The organism is Chloroflexota bacterium, assembly GCA_013152435.1.
In the GTDB taxonomy this organism is placed as follows: Bacteria; Chloroflexota; Anaerolineae; order DUEN01; family DUEN01; genus DUEN01.
In genome coordinates, this window is record JAADGJ010000015.1 from 44086 (window position 1) to 51700 (window position 7615).

Here is a 7615-nt window from a genome sequence, read left to right on the forward strand (position 1 = left end):
CTGTCGGATCGGGTTGTGTGTGGCGTGAAGCGTAGCGCGTGGAGCATCTGGTGTGCTATGTGTTCCATGTCCTGGATCTTATGAGGCGTGACAGTAATGCTGTTTATAACCACTCTTCCTCATTCTCGGGTTCTCGTTCTGGGTCCAGGCCGATCTCTGAGTCGTAGTAGGCCTCTACGATGGGGGGAAGTCCATCGCCAGCCGGGCGGATGCGTCCTTCGTTGGCCAAGGCGTGGTAGCGTCCCCAGCTGATGGGAACCAGCAGTTGGCTGGCAGCCAGGGGATCGTCGTCCTCCAAGTGCGCCTCGTAGGCGTCCACGAGCCCTTGAGGCAGGACTTCCAGCCCATCGAAGAGCTTGTAGAAAGCATCCTCTAAGGCCGGATCGCTTCGGAAGGGATGTAACTGGTCCAAGGATATTCGCCTGAACTCCCCGGCCGCTTGGACGTACTGCTGTTCCCATTGAAGCAGGACGTCTCCGGTGTACGTCTCGTCCAACCACGTCTGGACCAGCCCTTCGTTCAGCGATCGTCCCGCCGCTTCGCGCGTCAGGATGTCCAGCGCGGCCTGTACCATCGCCGGATCATAGATATGCTGCCCATCGTCTGGTAGCTCGAAGATGTGCACCGGAGCTAGGGGCATGCGGCGGCCCCGGTTGACGCGCCCGAATCGTTGCACCAGTGCCTCCAGGGGGGCTGGATCGGTGAAGATGGTGTCTAGGTCGATGTTCAGGCTGACCTCGACTACTTGGGTGGATACCACCAGCACCGGACGTTTTGGGTGTTGATGAAGAGCCGTTGCCTCCAGGATCCCTTGCTCCTTGACCAGTCGGTCGCGAGCGTTGAAGCGACCGTGGATCAGGATAATGTCCTCCGGTCGTGTTTGCGGAAGGCGGTCGATCAGGGCCTGGTGGGCAGCCTGGGCGCGAGCTACCGTGTTGCACGTGACTAGCACGGATCGTCCCGCCTGAAATGTCTCCACGATGGCATCCAGCCCGTGGTCGTCCAGCAATTCACCAGGTAGGATGCGCACCTGGTGTCGGGTGAACATCTGGAAGAGCGAGGGCGCCGCCGAGATCCGGATAGGATCCCCCAACGCCTGGGCCACCCGCTGACGCACCGGAGCGGGCAGCGTGGCGGACATCACGAGGAATCGGGCGCCCAGATGCTCACGCAGGTAGGCTACCGTCTCCAAGATCAGCGCCAGGCGTTTCGGCTCGTAAGCGTGAATCTCGTCGAAGATGAAGGCCGCCTGGGCGTAGTTTGCCCACATCGTCTCGTATCCCTTGAGCTGGTAGGCGGCTTTGAGCATCTGGTACGGGCTGAACACCTGGATCGGTGGTACGTAAAGCCGCACCAGGTCCCTGGTCGTGCGCGCCAGCCGGGTCGATTCTTGCGGCGTGTATCCCTGGTCCATGTACCGACGGTATAACGCCAGCATTGCCCGACCGTGCAGCAGGCCAACATGACCAGCGAAGGAACGGTGCAGGCGATCATACATGGCGTTCATGCTGGCCTGGTAGGGTAGCGTATAGAAGAGTCGAGGGATTTCGCCTCGGGATTCCGCCTGACGGGCCGCCCAGAGGAGCGCTGCCTCCGTTTTGCCGCTGCCTGTGGGAGCGACCAATAGGGCGGAGCCCTCTGTGGATGCCGCCCTCCGTTGGTGCTCGTAGAGTTGTTCCATGCCGATGTCGGCGGCGGCGAGAACGCTCTGTCGGACGATGGGGGCAGGTTTGAACGTTCCGGCGTGAGCTGAGGCCGTGTGATCGGCCTGCACCAGATACCCTCGCAGGAGAATGCCCATCAGCCGCCGTGGGATGTCGGGATCCCAGCTCAGATCATCCACCAGACGGAGGCATCGATCGAGCCAGCGGGAAGTGATGGATGCGCCATATTCCAGCACGTGGGCTGTGGCCTCGTCACCGGGCGGGGGGTGTGGAAGGCTCACGCCGAATCGATCCATGCCTAACTCCGCCACCCACGCCGGGGCGATCTCTGTCAGCCAGAGCCACAGACCATATACCGTCGTCTCGTCCAGTTCCTGGACCAATCCGACGAAGGGATCATCTTCCTCGTCTAGATCTGTGGGGTAGAGCGATTCGATCTCCGCCAGGTCTTTGTGGTGTGAGGCGATGCTGGCCGCCAGCCAGATGGCCTCCTCCTCTTCCCAGTCGGCGGAGATCCAGTCCACAAAAGCCAGAGAGAGGACCTCATGCCGGTGGGGCCATCTCCTTGCTTTCCCACGGAGCACGGCCTGGAAGCTGTGGGTGGCCTTCCCCCAATCGTGCAGGAAGGCCGTCCAGAAGAGCAGGTGCCACAGGTTGGGCCGGGAGATCTCGTCCGGTAGGCCGGGGCGTAGGCGGGCAAGCTCCGCCAATCTGGAGAGGATCTCCCACGTGTGCTCCGCCAGTGTTTCTCCCGAAGTTTCCCCTGACTTCGGGCTCTTGGCCCAGATGGAGTCCAGCCAGTCAGGCCATGCGGACGATGCTCTCATCTTCTCCCACCCACGAGTGAAACGCCAGTCCCAGCTTGTCTCCTTTCACTTCCTCCGACGTGGGATCGACCCAGAAGGAAAGAGGGTCCTCGCCGGCGAAGCGGAGGAAATCGTGGCTGTGGACACGTCGGTGGATGACCACGTAGCGACCGAATGTGGGAAACCGATTCCGGGAGTAGTCCAGGAATCGGGGCATCAACACCACGAAACCCGATGCCGTCCGCCTGGCGAAGGAGTAGGGTGCCAGTGTATGCTCGAAGTAAGCGTGGTCAGCCCGCTCCAGCTCCACGATCTCGACATCCGTGTACGTGAACAGATCCTGGGATCGCCCCAGGGCCACCGGGTAACGAGGGTGACGAAAGGCCTCAGCCCATTCGGGTTTGTTGACATAAAGCATCATTTTGGGCTTGAAAAGCAGGCCCCGGCGGAAAGGGGCTACTTTGCCCTCGTTCACTTTGGGCAGATTAGTGCCGGGCAACTTCCCAGCCGCGGGCGTCAAGACATGGGTGTGCTCGATGTCCTCGAACTTCGCCTGGTAGGTGAAGTGTAGGGCGAATTGGACGCCGTCCGGATCAAACCATTTCCCCAGGACGCTGCATATATGCCCGTAGATGGTGGCCGGCGGCGGCATCTCGAAGGTCGGCTGAACTTCTTGCATGAAGTGTGGATAGCGGAAGGAGGTGATGAGCCCTTCCGCCGTGATTTTCAAGACCCGCATGGTGAGCCTCCTGTCTGAGGTAGCGAGGAGGTCACGCTAGCCACGACTTGTGTTCGGCGCTTTTCAGCTTTTCCGCCAGGGCCAGGAAGGCCTCCCTCGGATGCATGATGTGGATGCGATCGGCCCAGGCTGCAAGATCCCTACCTTCTGCCAGGGCTTCCTCGAATCGCTCGCGCTCCTCGTCCAGGTATCCACGCACCCAGCCGACGTAGATGTCGGAGAGGATATCGTCCTGGAAGACTCCCAACGCCTGTTTCAGGGCGTCGATCTTCACCATCGGGCGGTTTTTGGCATCGGCGCCGATCACGTGCCCGAAGATGTGGTTGCCGCCCCGGGTCACGGCCGCAAAGGCGAGCACCGGGCTCACGTCGGTATAGTGAAGCGTCTGCTTAGCGCCGCCTTCCAGATGGGCTAAGCCCTCCAGCAGAGCGGTGATGCGCTGAACGCGCTCTTCGGCGGGAAGCCGGAAGGCCTTTTCGTCCTTCAGGTGCTCCAGACCCTTTTCCTCGGCCATCTTCTTGCGCGCGTCGTCCAGATTCAGAAAGCCGGTCTTGCTGTGGTAGGTGAAAGTCCCGGCGGCGTGCAGGTCCAGGGAGAAGAGCCCTTTTAGCGTCGCCCGATAGAACTGATGCTCGTGGGGAACGGGGTCCCCTTCGTGTCGAGACATGACGCCGAAATCGTCCACCACCGGAGCCGGTGCGATGGAGACCAGCGTACTCACCCGAAAGGGAGAGACACGGGTGATGGTCTCCGCCGTGGGAGTCTCCATAGCTCGGCTCTCATCCGCCTCTCGTGCTGCCACAGCGGACGCTTTCTTGGAGGGCGCGCGCATGTAGCCGAAGAGGTCGTCGTCCCAGTACAGGATAGGGTTGCCATCGGTATAGGCGACCTTCTGTTCCCGGAAGATGGGGGCCGCTCGCCAGCCCCAGGGGCCGTTCTCCAGCGTTCGGCGCAGCCAGTAGCGGAAAGCTTGCGCGGAGACATAGGGATAGGCGCCCTCCCGGGTTCGAATCATCTTGACGCCGACGGTATTGTCCGTGCGCGCTCCAGGGATCTGTCCCAGGTTGTTCAATGCGGACGCAGGCGCGTCGATCAGAAACATGCCGGTCAGGAAAGCCATCGGTGACCTCCTCGAAGAGTGAATCAGCGAGTCAATGGGTTGTGCGTTGGTGAATCCACGATGAAGGTGTTTGTCCTATTCAGCTTCCGGTTCCGACGTCTCTTCCGGCAGCACATCCGCGTGGGCCTTGAGCCATCCGCGATTGTACAGCTGTTCGATCATGCGGATGAGTACCAGGTCCCGGGCCAGGCTCCAGTCGCTGTAGGGCAGGTCCTCCCCCTCTTCGAAGATCGTGATGAATTGATCGAAGGTGATGAGGGGCGGCTTGCCCTGCTTGACCTGAGCGGCGCTCGCTTTGATAAGCGCCGTTCGCAGGTATTCGTATCGCCCGACAGTGAGGAAGGCTCGGAAGAACCGTCGGTCGTTCTCCTGATCGACGTACTCGGCCAGCGTATCGCCGAGCTCTCGAATCCGTTCAATCCGCTCTCTGTCCATGTGCATCACCTTTCTCAGGAAGAGATCGAGCATGCTCCAAGATACCAGGTCGGCTTCTTCTCGCAGAGAGTACCCAGATCGTGGATCTCCCTTGCGCACGTTTCGCTGCGGGATGCGGAGGAAGTAAGTTCGAATGAAGAATCGGGCGTTCTCCGGTAGACGGAGAAGGTCTTCGTAGAAGACGTTGTAGCGTGGCTCCGGCGTGACGGGCGACTCTCCTTTTCGTCTACGCCTGGCTTGAGTGATCTCCCACCCGCGATGTACGAGCCTGTTCCATGTTTCTCGGTAGTTGGTAGCCGTGGCCGTCCGGATGAAGTCCAGGGTTTCCATGGGCAGATGGTAGATGTCGAGGTCAACGCCCTGGCCGCTGTTGGAGAAATGATAAGCGGTTACGGATGCCGGGGTATCTTCCCTCGCTGCTTGAGCTCGTTCTCTTTCCAGCTTGATCAGGGTCTCGATGAAGAGCGTGGCGGTGCGGTGAGGCGCCTCGGGCAGTTTCTTCTCGCCCGCGTCGCGGGCGAGTTGAATGGCTCGTAAATTGTGTTGCAAGAACTCCCAAGCGAAGCGGTAAGTGATCTCCGGATCATCGGAATGCACGGCCAGTAGCCTGCCCTGGGACTTGGCGCATCCCAGGGGCAGAGCTTGTAGCGCCAGGAGTGCTTCGCCCGATACGGGCAGTCCTGCATCGCCGTAGGGAAAGAAATTGATGACGCCTTCGCCGGTGATGAGGGGAATGTGCTGACGATAGGTTCTACCCGGTGGGAGCTTGCCTTTGACGTCCAGGGGAATGCCCGCGGCCGGTTTGCCCGTGAAGATGCCGGGTATGTTCAGTTTCGGTGCATCGGGACGGTAGGCTCCCAAGACTCGCTCGGCGTAGATCTCTCGCTTTTCCGGGGCCTTGTTGTAGGCGGGCTGCGTGAAGCCGGAGTTGGGAAACGCCACCGTCAGAAATGATTTCAGCGGATCGACGACGTAGTTCTCCCTCATGTACACCGCGATCGCATCGAGGTCCGCCTCGGTGAGCTGTGTAGGGTCTCGCTTGTGGGCAAAGGCGGCGATGGTCGCTATGCCCACGTCTACCAGGGGATGGCCCGTGTATTCCAGCATATCTGTTGTCTCCTGCTGCTTTGTGGCTCACGAGCTTTACTTTACCAGGCCTCTAGGGGCGTCACGACGGAGGAAATGCCGATCCGCGTCAGAGGTTTTTCCGATTTGATGGCTATCCGCGCCTACGCCGCGCGGTGTCCCGCACCTCCTGCAGGTTCAGGATCTCGGCGATCTCGAAGCGGGGCGGGACGACGCGATTGCCCTGGGCGTCCACCACGGGACGCAGACGTATGGCCGGTGGAAAGTAGCCCATGCGGCCGTGGAGCTCAGCGAGCAGGACGACGGCGATGTAGTTGAGCGATGGCGGGTTGATGAGCAGAGGCGTCGTCTGCCATTCCGTTGGGGTGAGGCCGGCCTGGTCGGCCATGGCGACGACCTGAGGGACCAGCGGCTGTTGGGGGTCGATCTGGCTGTTGATGGCGATAACGCGCTCGATCTTCTGGTCCGTGAGGGCTTCGATCTGTTCGAGATGCTCCGGAGTCAATGGGTGAGCGAAGTTGAGAAGGATCATGAGAGCAACTCCTCGTGGAGAGTGATCGTCACCGGGTGAGGTACTGGTCTTTCAGCATAGTTGGCTGCACTGGACTAGGCATAATCTTCCGGTGTTGCTGCTAAACCGGCTCGCACTGGGTTGGCGTGGATATAAGCGATCTTCTCTAGCAGTTTATACTTGGTATAGATGTTGAAGTCGTATCCTGCTCCGGGTTGCCAGATCTGATATCGCCAGTTGCGACGGCGAGGTTTGTTCTCAGGCTTCCGTGTAGGCCGTAGGGTTGGAAGCGGATGCCCGCTTGGTGCACTCTCGGGGTGGGCGAGGGCATTGCCCTCGTCCACCCTTTTGAGATGATTCACCATCCGCCGTGCGGACTTTCCTTTCACTGCCCAAGCCACTTTAGAGATGGTCAACTCCGGCAGAGCTTCGGCATCCCACCACAGGAGCAGATGTGCATGGTCGGGCATCACTACGAAGGCCAGTATATGAAAACCATAACGGACGCGGGTGGCTTCCAGTTCTTCGCAAAAGATGCGAGCGCAAGCAGCGTACCTCAAGTAGGGGAAGTTCTTGAACGTTTTCGCCGTCAAGAAGTGAGCGCCAATGTTGTATTTAGGCAAGCGCGTATGCATCGATATCATCGTTGCACTTTTTTGGGGGGCGGGTAGGGTGGCCGAGGGCATTGTCCTCGGCCACCCGCCATCGTTCATCTGCTGTTCCTCATAGGCCCTCGAGATCTCTGTGGGCTCTTGGTGATACGTCGTCGTTCCAACGCTGATAGCGGTGAACCGGAGACGAGGCTGGTGATGGCGTCGGGTGAACGGCCCGGGCCCATGAGGTGGTAGGTACCCATGATACATCTCCTTTGTACCTTACGAATTTCAATAATTCCACCCGATGTGCAACTTTCTACAAGGTGACCAAGCCAGCCAAGTCCAAGGGAGGACGACTAAGTTGTAAGTTGATAAACACACAAATGGTATGCGCCAAGATCTTCCGTATCAGTCGATGCTGATAATGCCATAAGTCACGGGCTCGGGTGCTCGATGTCGAAACGTTCGGTCAATTGGGAGATGACGGTCTCAATCCGTTTGCGCCATCGTTGAGCAGGACGTAAGATCGCAGGGGGAAGCGTGGCTTTCATATTCTTGCGAGGAGGAGCGATCACTTCTACGCCCCGCTTACGAGCCAGTTGTTCGTGGCGGAAGGCATCGATAAAGCCCTTGTCCCCAATAGCGACACCGGAGAAGC

General features: G+C 59.7%; 7 protein-coding genes. All 7 read right to left on the minus strand.

The window, feature by feature from the left end:
- Positions 1-103: 103 nt before the first annotated feature.
- Positions 104-2491: a CRISPR-associated helicase Cas3' gene (gene cas3 / locus GXP39_02290; GenBank protein NOZ26865.1), complete on the minus strand. Its 2388-nt coding sequence runs from the start codon at positions 2489-2491 to the stop codon at positions 104-106.
- The gene (cas5, locus tag GXP39_02295) at positions 2466-3209 is read right to left on the minus strand and encodes a CRISPR-associated protein Cas5 (GenBank protein NOZ26866.1); all 744 of its coding nucleotides are present in this window, start codon (positions 3207-3209) and stop codon (positions 2466-2468) included. The genes cas3 and cas5 overlap by 26 nt, the downstream gene beginning before the upstream one ends.
- A 31-nt stretch (positions 3210-3240) precedes the next feature.
- Positions 3241-4329 (minus strand): type I-B CRISPR-associated protein Cas7/Cst2/DevR, encoded by a 1089-nt coding sequence (cas7i, locus tag GXP39_02300; protein NOZ26867.1) that lies wholly within the window; start codon positions 4327-4329, stop codon positions 3241-3243.
- A 75-nt stretch (positions 4330-4404) separates the two neighbouring features.
- Positions 4405-5871, minus strand: coding sequence for a type I-B CRISPR-associated protein Cas8b1/Cst1 (gene cas8a1, locus GXP39_02305; protein NOZ26868.1), 1467 nt, complete (start codon positions 5869-5871; stop codon positions 4405-4407).
- A 112-nt stretch (positions 5872-5983) separates the two neighbouring features.
- Complete coding sequence (locus tag GXP39_02310) at positions 5984-6382, minus strand: hypothetical protein (protein ID NOZ26869.1); 399 nt, start codon at positions 6380-6382, stop codon at positions 5984-5986.
- 74 nt (positions 6383-6456) lie between these two features.
- Positions 6457-6996 carry a hypothetical protein gene (locus tag GXP39_02315; GenBank protein NOZ26870.1) on the minus strand — a complete coding sequence of 180 codons (540 nt, stop codon included), beginning with the start codon at positions 6994-6996 and terminating at the stop codon, positions 6457-6459.
- Positions 6997-7391: 395 nt separating this feature from the next.
- A partial coding sequence (locus GXP39_02320) for a hypothetical protein (protein ID NOZ26871.1) occupies positions 7392-7615 on the minus strand: 224 nt, incomplete at its 5' end.